The sequence below is a fragment of the Streptomyces sp. MMG1533 genome, assembly GCF_001279775.1.
Classification (GTDB): Bacteria; Actinomycetota; Actinomycetes; order Streptomycetales; family Streptomycetaceae; genus Streptomyces.
In genome coordinates, this window is record NZ_LGDG01000281.1 from 17,726 (window position 1) to 36,766 (window position 19,041).

18 protein-coding genes and 2 pseudogenes are annotated in these 19,041 nt (G+C 70.7%); 5 read left to right on the forward strand and 15 right to left on the reverse strand.

The window, feature by feature from the left end:
* The first annotated feature begins 69 nt into the window (after nt 1–69).
* Both ADK57_RS43875 and ADK57_RS43880 read left to right on the forward strand, forming a co-directional pair.
* Nucleotides 70–1,692 (forward strand): fused response regulator/phosphatase, encoded by a 1,623-nt coding sequence (locus ADK57_RS43875; RefSeq protein WP_053755363.1) that lies wholly within the window; start codon nt 70–72, stop codon nt 1,690–1,692.
* Nucleotides 1,693–1,724: 32 nt separating this feature from the next.
* Entirely contained in the window at nt 1,725–2,081 is a 357-nt protein-coding gene (locus ADK57_RS43880) for a 5-carboxymethyl-2-hydroxymuconate Delta-isomerase (RefSeq protein ID WP_053755364.1), read from the forward strand.
* Here the strand turns inward: ADK57_RS43880 and ADK57_RS43885 are convergent.
* The 3 genes from ADK57_RS43885 to ADK57_RS43895 form a co-directional block, all read right to left on the reverse strand.
* A complete protein-coding gene (locus ADK57_RS43885) occupies nt 2,078–2,767 on the reverse strand; it encodes a TetR/AcrR family transcriptional regulator (protein WP_107091791.1) in 690 nt (229 codons plus the stop codon). The two genes, ADK57_RS43880 and ADK57_RS43885, sit on opposite strands and share 4 nt — an antisense overlap.
* A 157-nt stretch (nt 2,768–2,924) precedes the next feature.
* On the reverse strand, nt 2,925–4,853 hold the full coding sequence (locus tag ADK57_RS43890; protein ID WP_053755366.1) for a hypothetical protein: 1,929 nt from the start codon (nt 4,851–4,853) through the stop codon (nt 2,925–2,927).
* Nucleotides 4,854–4,901: 48 nt separating this feature from the next.
* Nucleotides 4,902–5,426, reverse strand: coding sequence for a tetratricopeptide repeat protein (locus ADK57_RS43895; RefSeq protein WP_199830808.1), 525 nt, complete (start codon nt 5,424–5,426; stop codon nt 4,902–4,904).
* Nucleotides 5,427–5,562: 136 nt separating this feature from the next.
* On the opposite strand from ADK57_RS43895, the gene ADK57_RS43900 reads away from it, so the two are divergent.
* Nucleotides 5,563–6,006: a hypothetical protein gene (locus tag ADK57_RS43900; RefSeq protein ID WP_053755368.1), complete on the forward strand. Its 444-nt coding sequence runs from the start codon at nt 5,563–5,565 to the stop codon at nt 6,004–6,006.
* Nucleotides 6,007–6,135: 129 nt separating this feature from the next.
* On the opposite strand, the gene ADK57_RS43905 is transcribed toward ADK57_RS43900, so the two are convergent.
* From ADK57_RS43905 to ADK57_RS43915, 3 genes are all read right to left on the reverse strand, one after another.
* Nucleotides 6,136–7,704, reverse strand: a complete 1,569-nt coding sequence (locus ADK57_RS43905; RefSeq protein ID WP_053755369.1) for a DUF1996 domain-containing protein — start codon at nt 7,702–7,704, stop codon at nt 6,136–6,138.
* Nucleotides 7,705–7,906: 202 nt separating this feature from the next.
* Nucleotides 7,907–8,560: a LuxR C-terminal-related transcriptional regulator gene (locus ADK57_RS43910; RefSeq protein WP_053755370.1), complete on the reverse strand. Its 654-nt coding sequence runs from the start codon at nt 8,558–8,560 to the stop codon at nt 7,907–7,909.
* Nucleotides 8,545–9,834 carry a sensor histidine kinase gene (locus tag ADK57_RS43915; protein WP_053755371.1) on the reverse strand — a complete coding sequence of 430 codons (1,290 nt, stop codon included), beginning with the start codon at nt 9,832–9,834 and terminating at the stop codon, nt 8,545–8,547. The genes ADK57_RS43910 and ADK57_RS43915 overlap by 16 nt, the downstream gene beginning before the upstream one ends.
* Before the next feature lie 640 nt (nt 9,835–10,474).
* On the opposite strand from ADK57_RS43915, the pseudogene ADK57_RS43925 reads away from it, so the two are divergent.
* Nucleotides 10,475–11,011 (forward strand): annotated as a pseudogene (locus ADK57_RS43925) (IS200/IS605 family accessory protein TnpB-related protein); the annotation flags it as partial.
* Nucleotides 11,012–11,535: 524 nt separating this feature from the next.
* Here ADK57_RS43925 and ADK57_RS52715 read toward each other — a convergent pair.
* The 8 genes from ADK57_RS52715 to ADK57_RS43965 all read right to left on the reverse strand — a co-directional run bounded on the left by ADK57_RS52715 (nt 11,536) and on the right by ADK57_RS43965 (nt 18,120).
* Nucleotides 11,536–11,697, reverse strand: coding sequence for an MYXO-CTERM sorting domain-containing protein (locus ADK57_RS52715; protein ID WP_420711975.1), 162 nt, complete (start codon nt 11,695–11,697; stop codon nt 11,536–11,538).
* 147 nt (nt 11,698–11,844) lie between these two features.
* Nucleotides 11,845–12,489, reverse strand: a complete 645-nt coding sequence (locus ADK57_RS43935; protein ID WP_053755372.1) for a class I SAM-dependent methyltransferase — start codon at nt 12,487–12,489, stop codon at nt 11,845–11,847.
* 148 nt (nt 12,490–12,637) lie between these two features.
* Nucleotides 12,638–13,675, reverse strand: a complete 1,038-nt coding sequence (locus ADK57_RS43940) for an SDR family oxidoreductase (protein ID WP_107091792.1) — start codon at nt 13,673–13,675, stop codon at nt 12,638–12,640.
* Between the two features lie 75 nt (nt 13,676–13,750).
* The gene (locus ADK57_RS43945; RefSeq protein ID WP_053755374.1) at nt 13,751–14,323 is read right to left on the reverse strand and encodes a winged helix-turn-helix domain-containing protein; all 573 of its coding nucleotides are present in this window, start codon (nt 14,321–14,323) and stop codon (nt 13,751–13,753) included.
* A gap of 347 nt (nt 14,324–14,670) precedes the next feature.
* Entirely contained in the window at nt 14,671–15,699 is a 1,029-nt protein-coding gene (gene glnII / locus ADK57_RS43950; protein ID WP_053755375.1) for a glutamine synthetase, read from the reverse strand.
* A gap of 399 nt (nt 15,700–16,098) precedes the next feature.
* Nucleotides 16,099–16,779, reverse strand: coding sequence for a hypothetical protein (locus ADK57_RS43955; RefSeq protein ID WP_053755376.1), 681 nt, complete (start codon nt 16,777–16,779; stop codon nt 16,099–16,101).
* Between the two features lie 107 nt (nt 16,780–16,886).
* On the reverse strand, nt 16,887–17,702 hold the full coding sequence (locus ADK57_RS43960; protein ID WP_234390591.1) for a hypothetical protein: 816 nt from the start codon (nt 17,700–17,702) through the stop codon (nt 16,887–16,889).
* A gap of 58 nt (nt 17,703–17,760) precedes the next feature.
* Nucleotides 17,761–18,120, reverse strand: a complete 360-nt coding sequence (locus ADK57_RS43965; RefSeq protein ID WP_053755377.1) for an arsenate reductase family protein — start codon at nt 18,118–18,120, stop codon at nt 17,761–17,763.
* A 176-nt stretch (nt 18,121–18,296) separates the two neighbouring features.
* On the opposite strand from ADK57_RS43965, the gene ADK57_RS43970 reads away from it, so the two are divergent.
* Nucleotides 18,297–18,611 carry a hypothetical protein gene (locus ADK57_RS43970; protein WP_053755378.1) on the forward strand — a complete coding sequence of 105 codons (315 nt, stop codon included), beginning with the start codon at nt 18,297–18,299 and terminating at the stop codon, nt 18,609–18,611.
* A gap of 244 nt (nt 18,612–18,855) precedes the next feature.
* On the opposite strand, the pseudogene ADK57_RS43975 reads toward ADK57_RS43970, so the two are convergent.
* A pseudogene (locus ADK57_RS43975) lies at nt 18,856–19,041 on the reverse strand (winged helix DNA-binding domain-containing protein); the annotation flags it as partial.

Sequence of the window (19,041 nt, forward strand, 5' to 3'; positions counted from 1 at the left end):
GGGCATTACATTGGTGGGGCAGACCCCGAATCCCGGTCTGCCCCACCTGTGTGTCCCAGGGGCTGACAGATGGATGTCAACGGCAAGCAGACAGGCACGACCGTGCTGGTCGTGGACGACGTGGCGGACAGCCGGTATGCCCTGGCTGCCGTGCTGAGCCGCGCCGGTCACCGGGTCGTCCCGGTCGCCACCGGCCACGAGGCGCTCACCGAACTGGACACACGGCTGCGCAAGGGCAACCTGCCCGACGTGGCCCTGATCGACGTGAACCTGCCGGACATGAGCGGCTTCGAGCTGTGCCGTCGGCTCAAGGAACGGCCGCGCATGGCCGGCCTGCCCGTCGTGCACTGCTCGGCCGTCGCCGTGGTCCCGGACGACCGCTGCCAGGCGCTGGACGAGGGTGCCGAGGCGTATCTGACGATGCCCGCCGAGCCCGAGGCGATCGAGGCGGCGGTCCGGGCCGCCGCGCGTGCCGCCCGGCTCCGGGCCGACGGCCAGGCGCAGGTACGGCGGCTGAGGCTGCTCTCCGAGACGATCGTCACCATCCAGGCGGCGCGCTCCTTGCAGGAACTCGTCGACGCCGCCGCCGACGGCACCGCACGGCTCACCGGCTCTCCCGCCGCCGTCTTCGTCCTCGACCAGGACGACGAGCTGTACCGCGGCCTCTCCCGGGACCGCACCACCGTCGCGCTGCCGGACGAGGGCGCCCACCGGACCGTGGCCGGCCTGCTGCGGCGGCTCACCCGCGGGCAGGCCGGGGTGCAGATCACCACCGTGCCCGCACCGCTGTGGCCCGCCGGGTTCTTCCGGCCGGGCGTGCAGCACGACGCCCGGCTGGCGCTGGTCGTCACCCAGGACGGCAAAGCCCCGGTGTGCCTGGCCGCGCCCACCCGCGGGCTGCGCCGGGCGGGCCCTGAGGCCGAGGCCCTGCTGGCCCAGCTCGCCCAGGCCACCGCGCTCGCCGCCGAGCCGCTGCTCATGTACCAGGTCGAGCGGCACGTCGCCCTCACCCTCCAGCACAGCTTCCTGCCCCAGCCGCACCGGCTGCCCGAGCTGCCCGGCATCGACGTCGTGGTCCGCTATGTGCCCGCGTCCAGGGAGACCGAGATCGGCGGCGACTTCTACGCCGCGCTGCGCACCCGCGAGGGCGCGCTCGCCGCGGTCGGTGACGTCGTCGGGCACTCGCTGGAGGCGGCGACGGTCATGGTCGAGATCCGGCACGCGCTGCGCGCCTACTGCGTCGAGGAGAGCGACCCGGCCGTGCTCGCCGAGCGCCTCGACCAGATGCTCCAGATCTACCACCCCGACGTCACGGCCACCGTCTGCCTGGCCCTGATCGACCCCACTACCGGGCGCACCCGCATCGCAAACGCGGGTCACATCCCGCCGCTGATCATCCGGGACACCGGCAGCGCCGACTACATCAAGGTCACGGGTCCCCTGCTCGGCGTGGGCCTGCCCCATCCGCCGCCCACCGAGCTGTTCCTCGAACCCACCGACCGGCTCCTCATGGTCACCGACGGCCTGATCGAGAACCGGGGCACGGACCTCGAGGTCTCGATGGAGCACCTCCGCGCGGCCGCCACCGGCGCCCTGCCCGGCCTGGACGCCCTGTGCGACACGCTCCTGGCCTGCTTCGGCCACGAGCGCGAGGACGACATCGCGATGCTGGCGCTGCAACCGAAGAACTAAAGTGACTCCTGTTGCCTAGATCAGGAGTGCTCATGCCGCAGATCACCGTCGACTACTCCGCGCCCCTCGCCGACGGTTTCGACCGGCGCGGCTTCGCGCTCGCCCTGCACGACGCGGTGGTGGAGATCGCGGCCGCGAAGTACGAGGCGTGCAAGACGCAGTTCCGGGCGACCGAGGACACGACCGTGGGCCGGGACGAGGGGGGCCACGGGATCGTCCATGTCACCCTCGGCCTGCTGGCCGGCCGCACCGACGAGACGAAGGTGCAACTGACCGAAGCGGTACTGGAGTTGCTCCGCCAGTACGTGAAGCCCGCCGACGGCCTGGCACTGCACGCCTCGGCCGAGGTGCGTGACCTGGATGCCTCGTACCGCAAGTTCGACAGCTAGGACCCGAGCGCGATCAGCCGCGCGACCAGGTCGGTGAACGGGCCGTCGGTCGGCTCGTCCTTGAACATGTGCCGGATCAGCGCCGCCATCTCCTCGTCGTAGGCGGCGCTCACGGCGGTCAGCGCGGCGAAGTCGTGCACGAGCTGCGCCTCCAGCTCGCGGCGCGGGATGCGCCGGCCGTCCAGCCAGATCAGCGCGGTCGACTCGGCGAGCGAGATCCAGGAGCGGATGACCAGTTCCAGTCGCGCGGGCGGGTTCTCCACCCGCAGATGCGAAAGGATCTGGTCATACGCGGCCTGCCGTACGGAGTCGATGAGCGCGTTCGTCGTCGAGGAACCGACGGCCGGGCCGCCGCGCATCAAGGCCGAGAAACCGGGCCCGTGATCGTCGACGAAGTCGAAGAACCGGCGCATCACCCGCAGCAGCCGGGCCCCCAGAGGACCCTCCCGCGGCTCGGCGAACCGACTCGCCAGATCCTCCGACGCGCGCTGCAACGCGGCCTCGTACAGGCTGAGTTTGCCGGGGAAGTAGTGGTAGACCAACGGGCGCGAGATGCCGGCGGCCGCGGCTATCTCGTCGATGGAGACCTCGTCGGGCGAGCGACGGCTGAACAGTTCGAGGGCGACGCCGATCAACTGCTGCCGCCGCTCCTCGACACCCATTCTGCGGCGTACCCCGATAGTCATACGAACACCTTACCGATCGGATCCGGCCCCGAACGGACCGAACCGACCAGTGGTGTTTACGTACCTGGCACAAGGCGATCACTTCGTGCCCGCGACGCCACGAGTCGGATCGATCCCGAGCCCCTTCGGGTGCGGTACTTGCCGTCGCCGGTGTCGGCTAGCGCAGGGCGTTGATCGACCGTCCGCTCTCCAGCTTTCCCTTCAGGTCCGCCTGAGCCCCTTCCTTCGTCTTCACGGTCAGCAGGTTGCCCTGCGCGGAGCCGCCGACGCCGCCCGCCGTCGTGATCGACGCCGTGTCCCGGCTGCCCGCCGCCAGCAGGTACCAGGACCCCGCCTCCGACTTCCACAGCACTCCGGCCAGCACATGCGGGTCGCGCGGACCGCAGGCCGGGACGTTCTCGGCCTTCGCCGCGACCGCTCCGTACGCCCCGCCCGGCGTGCGGAACTGCGCCAGCACACGGGTCCCGCCGCCCCGCCAGGTCTCGGCGCGGGTGCACACCCACGAGGCCGACCCGCTCGCGTCGGGCAGCGGCTGGGTGGCGTACTCCCAGGCGTTGACGGACCGCACGCCCCGGGAGCGCACGACGGACAGGGAGCAGGCGTACGGGGCCCAGGCACGCAGCGAGGCCGCGCCGGACGCGTCGCGCTCCGAGCCGGGGCGTCCGGTGGTGAGACGGGCCGGGACCAGTTCGCCGAGGTCGGTCGACAGGCGGGTGCCGGAGCGGTCGGTCAGCTGGAGCACGTTCCACGAGGTGCACGCGCCCTGCTGGACGGGGCCGGCCAGCGGCGCGGTGACGCCGTCGGTCAGGGTGAGGTCCATCGCGCCGGAGCCCGGCTTCAGCAGGTCCCGCTCCGCCGCCTTCTTCACCCAAGGTGCCGTCAGATAGCGGACGTTGCCGTCGGCCCGGCCCAGCACCACCGCGTTCGACTCGGCGCCGGTCGCGCCGTCGACCCGTGCGAAGTCGAGGGCCGCGCCCTTCGTGCTGTCCTTCGGTTCGGCGTACCGGGCGATGCGCAGACCGTCGTAGAGGATCACCACGCGCGCGTTGTCGACGTTCCCCGCGTACAGCAGCTGCGGGGGGCCGGCCGGGCTGCCCGACGGGGTGCCCGGGGTGGCGGAGACCCGGACGGTCTCGCCGGGCCGGGCCCAGACGGCGAGGGCGCGGCGCAGCAGCGCCTTGTCGTCGGTGAGGCCGCCGCGTGCGGGCCAGACCGAGAAGTCGGTGCGCGCGGCGGACTGCCACGCGGTGGCCGGGACCTTGGCCAGCCGGGCCGGGTCGAGGGCCGCCCGGGCCGCCGGGTTCTCCGCGTACGGGGGAGCGGCGGCGCCGTCGGGGGCCCAGCCGTCGCCGGGCAGGCCGAGCAGCGCCCCGCACACGGCGACGGCCGCCGCGGCGGCGAGCGCGGCCTTCGTGTGCTGCCGGCGCTGCATCAGGTCGGTGGGCCGGGCCTGCAGCGAACAGGGATCGAACTCGGGGGAGTCGAGCAGCGCGTACTGCGCGGGGACCTCGTCGGCCTCGTCCAGCGCGTCGTCCACGTCGTCCACGCCCGCCGCGGTCAGCACCTCGCGTACGTCGCCGTCCGGGAGCTTCTCCAGGCCGCGCAGCACGTACGCGGCGCGGGCCGGTCCGCACAGGACGGACAGCCGCTGGTCCAGGGCGAGTTCGTCGGCGCCCCCGGAGCGCGGGAAGAGGCGCAGGCCCCACACCTGGGGCAGCAGCAGAGGCAGCTGGGACCGCTTGGGCCACTTGAACGTCAGCGGCAGGCCCGCCTCCAGCGCCGTACGCAACACCTGGAGACGGACGAAGGCGTAGCCCGGGTCGCTCTCACGGCCGGTCGACTGCGCCGGGATCACGGGCGCGGGTGTGCGGCTCCGGGGCAGGGCGCGCTGGGTGAGCGCATGCGCGGTCAGGACGCGGCGGTTGCGCCCCAGGCCCGGCGGCAGCACCAGATAGGCGAGCCGGACGAGCCGGGGGTAGTGCTCGACGAGCGCGGCCTCGGCCTGCTCGACGTCGACGACCGAGTCGGTCGACGAGGAGGCGGCGGAGCCGGCGGCGGGGCGCGGGGCGACATCCTGTGACTGCACGTTCAGCAGAACGAGCGAATCGGTGGTTGGTCACACCACCCGGGTGACTCAACCCTCCGGCTCGACCAGGGCCCGTGCGTAGTTGGCCATCGACCGCTGGTAGCGCGGCAGATGAGGTGCGAGGGCGCCAAGGACGAGCGAGAGGCCCTCGCGATCGCGGCCGAGACTGGACAGGCACAAGGCGAGACATCCTCGTACGGCGTCGTCCAACTCGTCCGACGGAGCGTCCAGTTCGGGTGTCAGCAGCTTGACACCCTCCTCCGCCTGCCCGACGTTCCGCAGGGAGCTGGAGAGCTGGATCTTCGCGCGCCGCCCCTTGTAGCCGTCGAGGCCGCGGGCGAGCGCCTCCCGGTACAGCGGAACGGCCTTGTCCGAATGGCCCGTCGAGTCCCAGGCGCAGGCCTGCTCGAAGGGGCCGAGCGGGCTGTCCGACGGCAGCTCGGCGACGAGCGCGTCGATCACCGCACGGAAGTCGGCCTCCGCCGCGGAGCTGCTGATCGACGCAGTCTCTTCCGCGTGGTCGTCGAAGGTTGCCCAAGCCGCGGTCACGCGATCTTCCCAGTCCTGGTTCACCGGGACACCTTCGCACGGGTGTGCCCGTCGGGGCACTCGATTTGAGCGCGGCGGGTTCGTCAGCCGTATGGAAGGGGACGGGTCCCTTGCCGGGCCCGGCTGAGGCATGGTCCGATGCATGCGACCGGAGGAACAGATGAGGTTGACCCGACCGATGCTCGCGCTGAGCGGCGCGGCGCTGGTGCTGACGCTGGCGGGCTGCGGATCCGACGGGGACGGCGAGGCGGCCGTTCCGGAGACGGCGACCGGCAGTCTCGAACACCTGGCCGCCGAGGCGAAGTGCAAGCCGAACATGCAGACGGACGCGGACACGATCCGGCAGGCCATCTGCAAGGACGGCGACGAGAAGTACGTCCTCGCCACCTTCGCCACCGACCGCGGTCAGCGCGAGTGGCTGAACGGGGCGAAGGACTACGGCGGCTACTACCTTGTCGGCCGCAAGTGGGTCGCCGTCGGCGAGGAGAAGACGGTCACGGCGCTGCGGACCACTCTCGGCGGGACGATGGAGGAGGGGTCCGCGCACATGAACAACCACGGTGGCGGGGAGAGCGCGAGCGCGCACTCCGGTCACGACGGCTGACCGCGCAGGATCCGGAGATCCGGAGATCCGGAGATCCGGATCTCCGGGGGGATCCGGGATCCGGGAGCCGGGGGGCAAACGAAAGCCGGCGGTGGGAAATCCCACCGCCGGCTTCCTACTGGGTCAGGACTACTGGCAGTCCTGGCCACTGTTGATGCACTCGACCATCTGGTTCATCACGTCCTCGTCGAAGAAGTTGATGAAGTCGTTGTGGTCGGTGATCGGCTTGTGCAGCTGCTCCGGGAAGGAGTCCACCGCGAACGGGTTCACGACCTGCCCGTTCTGGATCTGCGGGGCCGGCACGTCGTAGACCAGACGGACCTGCAGCTGGGGGATGGCCTGGAAACCGTTGCCGCAGCTACCGTCCTGCTGGACGAAGGACACGTGCGTACGGTGGTTGGCACTGTCGATGTTCTGGCCGTCCCAGCAGCTCTGGAAGGCGGACGTCCGCACCACCGAGCTGCCCTCGGGGCAGATCGGGTACTTGTCCGTCACCTGCCGGTCCTCGAAGCCGGTGCAGCTCCAGGAGGTGTTGGCGTTCGCGAGGCCGTTGGTGAAGGCCTTGGCGTCACCGGTGATGATGCGCAGGGCCGTCGGCATCGCGACGACATCGCTCGTCTTGTTGCCGACGAACTTCAGCTGTGCCTCGGCGGTCTGCTGGATCGTGCCGACGTTGCTGTCCTGACCGCCACCGGGGGCGTCCGCGTCGACATCGTTCTGGCCGTCCTGCACGCGAAGTACCGGCCAGAAGTACGACGACTTGTCGCCCTGGTTCTGGCAGGTCGTGTCGCCGTTCGCCAGGTCCTCGTCGCTCGCGAAAGCGTTGTTGGCCTGGTTGCCGACGTAGTCGTGCTGGTGCTGCGCACCGTTGCTGACACCGGGAGCGACGATCACGTTGTCCGAGTTGCGGTTCTCGTTCTCGTTGGTGCCGCAGTTCGTGGTGAAGCTGCCCGTCGAACCGGTGTCGCCGTTCGCGGCCAGGCCGTTCGGCAGGTTGCGGGAGTTGGGCTGGACGTCCTCGATGTTGACGAAGTCGTCGGCCACCGGGCCGTTGCCGGCCTGACCGCCGTTGCCCTGATCCTGACCGTCACCCTGGTCCTGACCGTTGTCCTGGCCCTGGTCCTGACCGTTGTCCTGGCCCTGGTCCTGACCGTCGTTGTTCTGGTCCTGGTCCTGGCCGTCGTTGTTGTTCTGGTCCCCGCCCTCACCGTCGTTGGTCTCCGGCTGTTCGGCCGGGACGCCCTGGCACCCGGCGAGCTGGTCCAGCTCCTGCGGAGCCTCACCGCCCGCCCGGTTGATGTTGATGCCGATCCGGTCGATGGTGGCCACCCGCTTGGACTTCAGCGGGCCCAGGATGGCGTTGTCGACGTAGCCGGCGTCCCCCGCCTGGGCCTGGCGCGTGTCGGCGAGGCGGGTGTAGGCGTCCGTGATCTGCCGGTCGAGCAGCGCCAGCTCCTTGGCGACGCCTTGGCGCGCGCTCTCCGGCACGTTCGTCAGCTTCTGGCCGACGTCCGGGCAGTTGATCGTCGCGACCTGAGCGCCCGTGGCCTTGGTCTGATTCTGCCCCGAGTCCGTCTCATGAGCCGAGGCATAGAAGTTGGCCCAGATCAGCCCGCCCCCACCGAGCGCTAGGGCTGCCGAAGCGGCAACGGCCTTGGTGGCCAGCGGCATACGGCGTTTTCTTGTGTTGCGTCCCATGGAACTCCTCTGACTTCCTTGCGGGGCTATCGAGGCGCCCGACAGGAGTGAAGCGGCTCCCCTGAATACGCAAGCGGTCCCACGGGTGTTCAGACGTCTCAGAAATTGGTGAGAGATTCGCGAGACAATTCGGTTTCAACTGCCCAGGAAATACCGGGAGTTGTTGATCCCTCACAGGAAGTGCGCGGACCGGGTCCCGGTTTCAGCGGCCGTGGTCGAGATACGCCAGAACCGCCAGGACGCGGCGGTTGTCGTCGTCCGACACCTCCAGGCCCAGTTTGGCGAAGATGTTGGCGGTGTGTTTGGCGATCGCCCGTTCCGTGACCACCAGCTTGGCGGCGATGGCCGCGTTGGTGCGGCCCTGCGCCATCAGTTCCAGCACCTCGCGCTCCCGGGGCGTGAGCCGGCCGAGCGGCTGGTCGTCGGCCGCCCGCCGGGACAACAGCTGCTGGATCACCTGTGGGTCCATCGCGGTACCGCCCGCCGCGACCCGCCGTACGGCGTCCACGAACTGCTCCGCGTCGAACACCCGGTCCTTGAGCAGATAGCCGACCCCGCCGCTGCCGTCGGCGAGCAGCTCACGCGCGTACAGCTGCTCCACGTGCTGCGACAGCACCAGCACCGGCAGGCCGGGTCTGTCCCGGCGGGCGTTCAGCGCGCACTGCAACCCCTCGTCGGTGTGCGTCGGCGGCAGTCGTACGTCGACCACCGCGACGTCCGGCTCCAGTTCGGCCAGCGCGGCGGCCAGCTCCGGCCCGCTCTCGACGGCAGCGGCGATCTCGAAGTCGTAGGCCTCCAGGAGACGGACGAGTCCGTCGCGCAGCAGGAACAGGTCTTCGGCTAGGACAACGCGCAAGGGATCTCCATGGTGACCATGGTGGGACCGCCCGCGGGGCTGCTGACGGCCAGGACGCCGTCGAATGTACCCAGTCGCCGCTCGACCCCGGCGAGGCCCGAACCGGCTCCGATCACCGCGCCGCCCCGGCCGTTGTCGGTGACCGAGATCCGCAGCATGCCGGCGCCTTCCGCAACGTGATGCAGGTCGACCCAGATCCGGTCGGCGTCCGCGTGCTTGACCGCGTTGGTGAGCACCTCGCTGACCGCGAAGTACGCCGCCGACTCCACGGGCGCGTCCGCCCGGCCGGGCAGCTCCACCTGAACCTCGGTGGCGACGGGCAGCCGCAGCGCCAACGCCCTTACGGCATCGCCCAGTCCGCGCTCGGCGAGCACCGGCGGGTGGATGCCGCGCACCAGGTCGCGCAGTTCGGCGAGGGCGTCCACGGACGACTGGCGGGCCTGCGCGAGCAACTTCCTGGCCTGCTCGGGGTTCTTGTCCAGGAGTATCTCGATGGTCCCGAGATCCATGCCCATCGCGACCAGCCGGGCCTGCGCCCCGTCGTGCAGATCCCGTTCGATGCGCCGCAGTTCGGCGGCGGAGGTGTCGACGGCGTCACGCCGCGTCTCGGTCAGGACCCGCACCCGCTCGGCCAGTTCGCCCTGGTTGGAGGCGAGGACCGCCCGGGTCAGCCGGAAGTGGGCCTCCAGCAGCCGCGGGGTGAGGAAGTGGGCGAAGAAGAGGAGGACGAGGCCCAGGGCGGCGGCGCCGAACGCGGAGGCCTGGTCGGAGACCCTGACGAAGCCGTACCAGTAGGCCCCGTCCGCCGTGTCGGCGAAGACCCGCCACAGCCCGGCCGCCAGCGCGAATCCCTCCAGGGGGTAGAAGAGCAGCACGGCCGGCAGCAGCGCGGTGAAGAACCCCGCCGTCATGTCGACCGGCAGCCACAGCAGGTCCCGCCAGGTCGCCGGGTCACGGAGCATCGCGAAGGTACGCGCCCAGGGGTTGGCGTCCTTCGGGATCGGCCGGTACGCCGACGGGATCTGCACCCCGCACCACTCCGCCGCCAGCACCCGCCGCCAGTCCGCGAAGGCCCGAACGCCGGTCAGCACCCAGGGAGTCGTGACGATCCCGACCCCGATCGGGATCAGCGCGATGGACACCAGGGAGAGCGTGAAGCAGAGCACCGCCCCCGGCAGCAGTACCAGCGCCAGCCCGAGCCCCCGTACCGCCGCCCGTCCCACGCCGCGCATCCTGGTGCGGCTGATGCCGCTCTTCGTCTCGATGGTCGTCATGGCGTCAGTCTGGCCGAGCGGGAGGCGGGGGTCACTGGGGTTGGGCGGCCGGTCAGGGGGTGGTGCCAGGTACACCGTTCCTAGAGACTGAGTGGGATTGAGTCCTGTTGCCAGGACTGCTGCTCAGCCGGGTGCTCCGAACGGTGTTGGGCACCCTGGTCGCCCGCTTTCGCTCCACCACCGGGCGGCCCGCATCCGATGCGCGGTCCGGGAAGGTGGGGGCGGGGTTCCTCACGCCGTCGGATCTCCGGTCGGGCCTGGGCGGTCCGATGCCCACCACGATCACTCTGGTCGGGGTGGGGCGGTGCCGTTCGTCGCCTGATCGGGTGTCCGAGGGCGCGTCGCCCGATCGCGATGCTCGCCGCATCGTGCCGGGACATCCTGCGTCGTGGGGTGGTCAAGGGCTGTTGCCAGTGCTGGGCACCCCAGCGGGAGGTGTAGGCCGGGTCCACCGCGACGACGGCGATGTCCTGTTCGGCGGCCATCGACACCAGCCGGGCCCTGAGTTTCGCGGTCGGGAAACGGGAGATGAGGCGCCGGAACCGTTTGTTGCGGCCGTGCTTCTCCCGGCTGGTGCCGTCGGTGAAGTCGAGGTCCTCGATGGCGATGGCGGCGGCCCCGCAGCGGCGAGTGTGGTGCAGCAGCTGGGCTGGACGTGGCGGCGTGGCGGGAGCGGTGGCGGGCGGAGCGGATGTTCCTGGCCGCAGACGGGGAATCCGGCAAGCGGTTCGGTAACGAGACGATCCGTGTCACCGACACCGGCCAGGTCTCACTCAAGCTCCCGGCCCCGCTGGCCCACCTGGCCAACGCTCCCCACGGCCGCTACCTCCTCGACGCGGCCGTACGGTTCCGGCACCGGGGCGCGGAGTGGCTGGACCGGATCACCGCCAACCGGGCCGTGGCTTACCGCATCCACCACGACACCGCGCGCGGCCGCTGGTACATCACCGCATCCTGGCAGCACACCGCCGCCCCCATCCTGCCGCTGGACGCGGCACTGGCCCGGGGCGTGGTGGCGGTGGACATGAACGACGACCACCTCGCCGCCTGGCAGTTGGATGTGCACGGCAACCCGGTCGGCGAACCACAACGGTTCTTCTACGACCTCACCGGCACCGCAGAGCACCGGGACGCACAGCTCCGGCACGCGCTGACCCAGCTGCACCCGGCCCGCCGCCCGGTCCGCCTGCACCACCACGAGGCGGTCCTTGAGGGTGTGCAGGCGGCGGGACTTGGCATGCCACTCACCGCGCGTGGCATAGCCGCGCGCCAGGCCTGCCCGCTTGTCGGACTTGGCGCCCAGCGGCCGGGCCAGCCGCGCCTCAATGCGCGCGATCTGCCTGTGCAGCCAGGCCAGGCGAGTGGCCTGGCCGCGCCGGGCCAGCGCCCACTGATCATGGGTGGCCTTGGTGATGCTGCCCGCCCACCGCGCCGACGACTGTCCGGTCAGCTCCCGCTTGCGCACCGCCCATGAGGCCGCGTCATGCGCCAGCCCCTGCCGGGAGCGCTCGGCGAGATCCGCCGCTGCCAGCGACCCCAAGTACACGCCGACCTCGGCGAGGACCGCCGCGTCCGACTCGCTCACCCGCAGCCGGTCCCGGATCGCCACCCCGGCCGGGCCGGGCACCACGAACGACGCCGCCAACTTCCGCAGCCCGCCCACCAGTCCACCCCGCTCGGCCGAAGATCCCGTCACGGCAGTCAACGAGCAGCCTCCGCAAAGGTCACCCATTCGACCCAAGAACTCACGTTCCCTACCCGAGCCAAGGGCCACAGCACACCCCAGGCGGGAGGAGACCCTCCTGACGCAGCGGAACAACCGCATTGTCCCGTCTTAAATGATCTGGTTCCGAGTCGGGTCACTGACCTGCGGCGACCAGTTCAGTTGAGACGTGGGGATGCCGGGAATCTCAAGTGATGTGGTCCCGGGCGAGCGGATGCCGGAGGCTGTCTCAGTTGATGTGGTCCGACTTCGCTGTGTCGTCGGCCGCAACCGGACCGCTGATGTGGTTAGGACTGACGGCGCGCGAAGAGGACCGCACCTGGAACGCTCTCGTCGGGGTCGATCAGCATTTGGGCCTCGACGGTGAACCCGGCATCGCGTAGCCAGGCCGCCACCTGGTCAGGCTGGCGGCGGTGAACGTGGACGTTCATCGGGTGGCCGCCGTAGCCCTGCGTCTTCAGCCTCGACTCGTCGCCAACATGAAAGCCGAGCAGCAGTGGTCCGCCGGGACGCAACACGCGCCGGAAGTGGGCGAAGACCGTAGGGACTGCTTCGTCGGGGACGTGAATCAACGACCAAAATGCGAGCAGGCCGACGACTGAAGCATCGGCGAGGTCGAGGTTCGTCATCGAGCCCACCTCGAACCGCAGGCGGGGGTGGTCACGCCGAGCCACATCGATCATCACCGATGAAAGGTCGATGCCGAAAGCGTCCACACCCAGCTCGTGCAGGTGAGCGGTGACGTGTCCAGGTCCGCAGCCCACGTCCGCCACCGGCCCACCGCCAGCGGCGTGCACCAAGTCGGTGAACAGCGCCAGAGCCGCCCGAAGATACGGCGCCCCGGCCAGAGCCTCGCGTAGTTGGTCGGCATAGTTGACCGCGACCGTGTCGTAGGAGGTCCGGGTGTCTGCCAACCAGCGGTCCGCATTCATGGCTCGACAGAGTAGTGCAGTGATTAGAGTGACGAACCAGATCAATTGAGACCAATGGCGAATCAGGCCAGGCCACTTGAGATGGGGGCCAGACCCTTCGAGACGGGACACGCATCCAGCACCGGCACTCACTCACGCTCACCAGAAGTCACTCATGCTCAGTAAACCGGCAGCAGTTCCGACCCCCGGTCGCGGCGAGGACCTTCGCCTCCAGCTCCGGGTCCAGTCCCACCGCCGGCCGGTCCGGGCGCTGCGGCGCCACCCCGCCGATGCCCCGCAACCAGGTCCAGGTGTCGGCGACGGTCTCGGTGACCGGCCGGCAGCGCAGGCCGGACCCGAGCGCCCGGGAGACGTCCGCGCCGTGCAGGGCCGCATGCCCCTCGCTGCCCGGCGGCAGCCACACCGGCAGCTGCTGCCACGGCTCGATGCCCGCGTCGAGGACGACGTCCGGGTCGGTCCAGCGCAGCTCGGCGGCGGCGCCGGTGACGTCCACGCAGGCGTCGAGGAGCGTGCCCATGGTGGCGTGTCCCGAGGGCCCGACGAGGTTGTACGGTCCGCTCGCCTTCCGCTCCGCCGAGTCGAGGGTCCATTGCGCGAGGTCACGGACGTCGACGTACTGGAGGGGCAGGTCGTACGGCCCGGGCGCGAGGACGGGGCCGCCCCGGGCGATCCGGTTCAGCCACCAGGGCAGCCGGCCGATGTTCTCGTACGGCCCGAGGATCAGCCCGGCCCGGACGAGCAGCGAGCGGTCCGCGCCGAAGGCCTCGACGGCGGCCAGCTCGCCGCCCCGCTTGTCCCGGGCGTAGTCGGTCTGGTCCGCGTCGGCCGAGGCTCCCTCGACCAGGGGCGAGTTCTCGGTGCACCCGGCGCCCGGCGGCCACGCGTATACCGAGCGGCTCGACACGTACACGTACCGGTCGGCGCGGCCCCGCAGCAGCCGCGCCGCCTCGTGCACCGCCCGGGGCGCCGCCGACCAGGTGTCGACGACCGCGTCCCAGTCGCCGTCCGCTCCGGCCAGGGCGGCGAGCCCGTCGGGTGCGGTGCGGTCGCCGTGCAGGGAACGCACGCCGGCTGGGGGCTCGTGACGTCCCCGGTGGAAGACGGTCACCTCCCAGCCGCGCCCGAGGGCCGCCTCGACGACGGCCCGCCCCGCGAACTCCGTACCGCCCAGCATCAGAAGTCTCATGCCGGTGACTGTGCCCGGTGGAGCCGCGGGACGGAACGGGTATCTGCCGTCAGCAGAGGCTCAGGGGATCCGGGATCAACGTCCGGTCGGCGGCGTGTACTTGTAGCCGACCCGGCGCACCGTCTGGATCGCCCGGCGGTGCTCGGAGCCGAGCTTGCGGCGCAGGCGGGCGATGTGGACGTCGACCGTACGGCCGTCGCCGACATGGCCGTACCCCCACACCGTCGTCACCAGCTGGTCGCGGGTGTGCACCCGGTGGGGGTGGGTGACCAGATGCGCGAGCAGCTCGAACTCCAGGTAGGTGAGGTCGAGTTCGCGTTCGTCCACGGCGGCCGTGCGCCGCACGGTGTCGACGCGGACGAGCGGGTCGGCGGCGGTCCCGACGCCCTCCGGCGCCGGCGCGTCGGGCACCGCCGCCGACGGGAACGGCGGCTGCTGGTCGGCCGGGACGAGCACCAGGTAACCGATCATCGGCGGCTGACCCGGCAGGGTGGGCAGGGTGTGCGGGGGAGCGGGCAGCCAGGTGGCGCCCGGCGGCAGGAACTCCGCGACGTCGATCACCTCGTCCCGGTCGACGGCCCGCAGTCGATGACGGGAACCGTTGGGGGAGGAGGGAACGGCGGTGGGCAGGGAACGAGTGGTCGCCATGAGAGGTCAGCTCTTTCGCGCGAGAGGTCCGACGGGAACGTACGTCGTGCGCGCTGGCCGAAGGCCGGGGTGTACGGCTTTAGAGGGCCGGCGCGTTCGTCGCGCGGCAACACACCCGGTCGAAGTCGTGGTGCTGACGGGAAGGCCAGAACGGCTCGAGGTCATGGCGACCCGTCGCGGTGTGGTTCTGGAAGCCGACCATGGGCCCATTGAAGCAGACACGACCCCGCGACAGGAGCCTTCTCTCACTGCTTGGACGCCTGTCCGGGCGTGAACTCGCTCTCGTCCGACACGCAGAAGGGGCGCCCGCCGAGATGGCGGGCGCCCCTTCCGGGAAGCAGCGGTGATCAGACCTGGCCGGCCTTCTCCAGCGCGGAGCAGCAGGTGTCGACGATCAGGCGGGTCACCAGGTACGGGTCGACGTTGGCGTTCGGGCGGCGGTCCTCGATGTAGCCCTTGCCGTCCTTCTCGACCTGCCACGGGATGCGGACCGAGGCACCACGGTTCGAGACGCCGTAGCTGTACTCGTTCCACGGGGCGGTCTCGTGCAGACCGGTCAGGCGGTCGTCGATGCCGGCGCCGTAGTTCTTGACGTGGTCGAGCGGCTTGGAGCCCTCACCGAGGGACTCGCACGCGGTGATGATCGCGTCGTAGCCCTCGCGCATCGCCTTGGTGGAGAAGTTGGTGTGCGCACCGGCGCCGTTCCAGTCGCCCTTCACCGGCTTCGGGTCCAGCGTCGCGGAGACGCCGAAGTCCTCGGCGGTGCGGTAGAGCAGCCAGCGGGCCACCCACAGGTGGTCGGAGACCTCCAGCGGGGAGACCGGGCCGACCTGGAACTCCCACTGGCCGGGCATGACCTCGGCGTTGATGCCGGAGATGGCCAGACCCGCCTTGAGGCAGTTCTCCAGGTGCGCCTCGACGACGTCACGGCCGAAGATCTCGTCGGCGCCGACACCGCAGTAGTAGCCGCCCTGGGGGGCCGGGAAGCCGCCCTTGGGGAAGCCGAGCGGGTAGCCGTCCTGGAAGAACGTGTACTCCTGCTCGATGCCGAAGATCGGCTCCTGCGCGGCGAACTTCTCGGCCACCTCGGTGAGCGCGGCACGGGTGTTGGACTCGTGCGGCGTCATGTCGATGTTGAGGACCTCGCACAGGACGAGGATGTCGTCGCCGCCGCGAATCGGGTCCGGGCAGGAGAAGACCGGCTTGAGGACACGGTCCGAGGAGTGGCCCTCGGCCTGGTTCGTGGAAGACCCGTCGAAGCCCCAGATCCCCAGCTCGGCACCCTTGGCGTCGTCCGCCAGGATCTTCGTCTTGGAACGGAGCTTGGCCGTCGGCTGGGTGCCGTCGATCCAGATGTACTCAGCCTTGAAGGTCACGGGCCACTTCCTTCGGGGGTGTGTCTAGACGCACTTGCGGGTGCTGCGGCGCTGCGGCACTGGGGCGCCGCTTTCGATGCCCGGCAGCCTGTCAACAGGCGATTTCCCGATCATTGCTCGAATGTGAACCCCGTGTTACCTGGTCGTGTTGTGTCGCGACTCACGCTGTGAGGGCCCGCACGGCATGGAGAGCGGTGCGGAGAGCGGCATGAAAAGGGGCATGAAATGGGGCACGAAAGGGGCACGGAAGGGGCACGGAAGGAAGCGTCGGGACAGCTCGTATGCGATGGGGTTGAGGTTCGGGCGCGGGGGCGTCCGTGACTGCGGACATGCCGGTCCCGCCGCCCCTGGCCGGGGGCGGCGGGACCGGTGACACGTACTGCTACGGGCGTCCTGGCCTCACCCCACCTTCTCGATCACTGCCCGGCGGATCAGGAACTTGCCGGGCTCTCGTACCTGTTCGAAGGCCGCGTTGTTGAGCAGGACACAGCTGCCGGAGACCGAGGTGACCTCCACCGTCGTGGACTTGTTGTTGTCCAGGTTGGTGACCTTCAGCTTCGTGCCGGCCGGGAACTGGTTGCTGGACGCGGCCGGAGCCCCGTCCTCGCCGGACAAGGTGACGGTCGAGCCGTTGCACACCTGCTGACCGGAGGCGGCACCGCCGCCGCTCCCGGCGCTTTCCGCGGGGGCGGTCTGCGGGGCGGTCTGCGCCGGCTGTGCGGGCTGAGCAGACTGTGCTGGCTGTGCCGACTGCGTCGCCTGGGAGTCCTGAGCCGACTCCCCGACGACGCACCCCGACGCCTCCTGCTGCACCTTGATCTGCGCGATGACGGCCTCGCGGTTGGCGATCCGGGCCTCGGACTGGGCGTCCGGGGCGGCCCGCTGACCGTCGATGAACCGCTGGTTGTTGCCGAGGGCGGTGGCGAGCCCCTGGCAGACGGTCGACTCGGCGGCCGTCTGCGGGGACTGTGCGGCGTTCGAGGTGGCCGCCATGGCGAAGGCGCCGCCACCCGCCACCGTCGCGGCACTCGCCAGCAGCGCGAGCTTCTTCTTCGTGCTGAGCGTTCTTCTACGCGACATCCGCGGCTCCTGAGAGGTAGGGAAGCGTACGCCGCTATGTACGAGATACCGAACGAAGCTACTCAGCGCTTACAGGAGTCACCAAAGTGGTGCGCGTCACACAAGTCTCAGGTGTCGCCCTGCTCGTACGCCAACACGGTTTCGTTCACGTACTGGAGCAACCCCTCGGTCTGGCGCGTGAGTTCGTCCTCGCCGGTCTCCGCGCCGTCGCCCCACTGCCCGTTCGCGAACACCACCGAGCGCACGGTCATCAGCCGCCGGAACACCCCCGCCGAACCGGGGGGCGCGGTCGGCAGCCCCGCCTCGGGCGGCGGGTCGAGCGAGACCACCTGATACGTCACCGGGTCCATCGAGGCCATCGTGAACACCGCGGCGGCGTCCTCGACGCGCCGGAAACTCAGCACGCTCACCGTCACCTGCGAACGCCGCTCGGTGTCCGTGAACAGCGCCGCCGTCAACCGGACGCATCCCTTGCCCTGTTCGAGCAGCGCGGCCAGCTCGGCGGACATGCCGCGGGCGCAGTCGGTGGTGGTGGCGAGGTCGACGCGGTGGTGCCGGGAACCGTCCTTCAGGCGCACGTTCTGCTGCGGAAAGGCCTGCTCGGGCCGGATGACGGGCCGCGCGAGCAGGGAGGGGAGGGCGGTCGGGGCGTCGGAGGGAAGGGAGATCGTGACGGACGGGGCGGGGGCGCCGGAGTCCGCGGTGGCCGACGTCAGGGGAGCGGCCGTCGTCGTCCCGTCGCCGGCACCGCCGCCCGCGTACATCACCGCGCCCGCGGCGATCGCCGCCACGAGGACGACTCCCGTGCCGGCGGCGACCGCGCGCCGGGTGCGGTGCCTTTTGCGTATGCGCTCCTGCTCGGCCACCCACTGGGCGTACGGGTCGGAGGTGTGCGGGGGTATTCCTTGATCGCCGAAGGTCATGGCGGCGGAGGGTAACAGTGCGGGGGGCCTGAACTCCCGCCGCCCGACAAAGCGTTGACTACCGTGACAAGGCGTCCCGTACGGCCTCGTCGGTGCGGGCCACCACCGCCGTACCGTCGTCCGCGGTGATGATCGGGCGCTGGATCAGCTTGGGATGCCCGGCGAGGGCGGTGATCCAGCGGTCGCGCGCAGTGTCGTCCCGGGGCCAGCCCTTGAGGCCGAGCTCCTTCGCGGCGGCCTCCTGGGTGCGGGTGATGTCCCAGGGTTCGAGGCCGAGGCGGTCGAGGACGGCCCGGATCTCGTCCTCGCTCGGCACGTCCTCCAGATAGCGGCGGACGGTGTAGTCCGCGCCCTCCGCGTCGAGCAGTGTGAGCGCGCTGCGGCACTTCGAACAGGCCGGATTGATCCAGATCTCCATACGGCCCACGGTACGCGAAAACCCGTCCTTCACCTGAGTCCCAGCACCCCCGAAAGCCCTTGTGGCCAGGGGCTTTTGTCAGTGCCGGGCAGTAGAATAGAAGCAGTGTTCGAGGGTGTCGCCGGGGTGTCGAGATCTCCGGCGGGACACACCCTGACCGCGACAGGAGGATGCCTGTGCCCGCTGCCGCACTGAAGCCGAAGCCGTTGCCCACCCAGTCCACCGCGAAGCGTTCCGTCCTGCTCGACATGCCGTACGCGCCCGTGGAGAAGCGCCCGCTGCCGCCGGGCCGTCCGCGTGAGTGGTACGTCAGCCACAACCGCCGCCTCAAGGCCATGCGCCTTGCGATCGCCCTGCTCGACTCGGGCGTCTACCTGCCCAACCAGGCCCGCAACGAGACGATACGAAGCGCGGCGGAGACGATCGGCGTCCACCCGCCGTCGGACACGACGTGCCACATGGTGCGGGCGCTGATGCGGTACGCCCGCTGAGCCTTGGCGCCGGGTGCCCGTGTTGGTCCGGGGCGCCCGGCGCCGGTGCGGGCGTGTGCTGGGGGGCTCCGCACCCGGACCCCCGGGCCTGTGCCCACACCACCCGATCGGTCGGCCAAGAGGTGGCGGTCGAGGGCTACTTCTCCACCGACCGAGTCGGGTGGTGGGTGGGCACAGGCCGGGGGTCCAGGGGGCGGAGCCCCCTGGTACTAGGCGAGAGGCTTGCCTGCGCCGGACAACCCGCCTACGCCGACAGTTCCTTCTCCACCGGCGTCCGCATCCGCGGCGTCACCCTCGGCGCCCCCCCCCATCCCCCCACCCGCTCCGCCTCCACCGCGATCGCCGCCTCCGCCTCCCGCCCCACTCCCTCCGTGTCCAGCACCCGCCACACGATCTCCCCCACCGCCCACTGAGCCCCCCCGCCCCCCAC